Origin of the sequence: Vibrio sp. Vb0888, assembly GCF_033338835.1 — a bacterium.
GTDB classification, from domain to species: domain Bacteria; phylum Pseudomonadota; class Gammaproteobacteria; order Enterobacterales; family Vibrionaceae; genus Vibrio; species Vibrio alginolyticus.
Genome location: NZ_JAWOTL010000119.1, coordinates 1 through 1,443 on the forward strand (window position 1 = coordinate 1; position 1,443 = coordinate 1,443).

The 1,443-nt window shown below is 42.6% G+C and carries 2 protein-coding genes and 1 pseudogene; 1 reads left to right on the plus strand and 2 read right to left on the minus strand.

Annotation, left to right across the window (positions count from 1 at the left end; translation table 11 throughout):
- The coding region (locus R7P72_RS24305) for an AraC family transcriptional regulator (RefSeq protein WP_318110870.1) at positions 1–588 on the plus strand (588 nt) is incomplete at its 5' end.
- Between the two features lie 18 nt (positions 589–606).
- Here the strand turns inward: R7P72_RS24305 and R7P72_RS24310 are convergent.
- The gene (locus R7P72_RS24310; RefSeq protein WP_206973706.1) at positions 607–1,128 is read right to left on the minus strand and encodes a lipocalin family protein; all 522 of its coding nucleotides are present in this window, start codon (positions 1,126–1,128) and stop codon (positions 607–609) included.
- A gap of 55 nt (positions 1,129–1,183) precedes the next feature.
- A pseudogene (locus tag R7P72_RS24315) lies at positions 1,184–1,443 on the minus strand (histidine phosphatase family protein); the annotation flags it as partial.

A 1,443-nucleotide genomic window follows, 5' to 3' on the forward strand; every position in this document is an offset into this window, starting at 1 on the left:
GCAGTGTGGATCCCACCTCATACTCCACATCGCGCCGTAATGACGAATGTTGTGGCGTATCGTTCTGTTTATTTCGATTGTGACAAGTTTTCTTGCCCGAAAAGCATCGTAATGATTGAAGTTAACGATCTCCTAAAAGCAATGATCAATAAAATGGCTTTGTGGGAGTGGGACATAGAGCAAACCAAAACAAATGCGACAACCATATTGTTTTGGGAAGAGTTTTATCAAGCGAAGCAATTAGAGCTCACTTTACCATTGCCATCGGATCGTCGTTTGGCTTCATTTCGAAACGCGATGACAAAAGACGGATTCATTGCTCCTGATCTCAACCATTTATCGAAAACAATCGGGGCAAGCGGTAAGACAATTACAAGACTGTTTAAGTCAGAAACAGGCATGTCTTATCAAGATTGGCGCCAGCAATGGCGATTGTTAAAGGCAATAGAGCTGTTGTGTGAGGAGAGGCAAGTCAGTGATGTTGCCCATTGCTTAGAGTTTTCATCAGACAGCGCATTCATTGCGTTTTTTAAAAAACAAACGGGACAAACACCACTGAGCTTTATGAAGCATCGAACCTTACTGTAAGGTCAGCAGTTGGACCATTTAATGTTTTTGATCGACCAGGATCAACTCATCTAGCGTAAAGCCTTTCTCTTTGGCGACTCGCTTAAATCGCTCCACCGTCGCCTTATCGACATTTGGTTTCCGAGAAAGTAGCCACAAGTAATCATGGTTAAAACCTGAGACAAAGGCATACTCATAGTTTTCTCCTAGCTCGAACACAATGTACGAGGAATAGAACGGACCAAAAAATGAAACTTTAAAATGGCCGATGTTTTCATCTCCAACGAAATACGCTTGGCCTTCGGCTTGTGTCCACTTTTTATTTTCTTGCGAATAACCACGGTTGATAACCGTGACACCACCGTCTTCACGCAATTCGTATTCAGCCGTAACGTTAGAGAGGCCGCGCTCAAAGGAATGATCCAGTCGAGCTATTTCATACCATTTACCGAGGTATGGTTGGAGTGCAAAGTTGTTTACAGGCTCAACATCATCTGGTTTTGACGTACAACCAAACATCGCGATCAAACATAACAACATCCATGCTTTTATAGATTTCATTTTTAACTCCAATAGCGATTACTCATTGATTTTACTCTATAAGATTGAAAATCGATCACAGACGAAAGATTTTAGAATCTCCGCAAGCCAACCCTTGTTCCTGATAACCTTGCAAAGCTTCAAAAACATTGAAATGACTGACGACAATAACTTTGTCATATTGTCTGTACCTTTCCAAAACCGCCATCGTTCGTGCTTTTAACGCTGTCACATGCTCATAGCGCTCGTCGCTCATCGGCAGTCTTAGTTTTAGCAACTCGCGATATTCGTGCCAACGCCGGTCTCGCTCAGCCAACGAAATATAACCACCAGAAG

Coding starts and splice junctions, on each gene's coding strand:
- R7P72_RS24310 (WP_206973706.1), bottom strand. CDS start 1,128: ATGAAATCTATAAAAGCATGGATGTTGTTATGTTTGATCGCGATGTTT.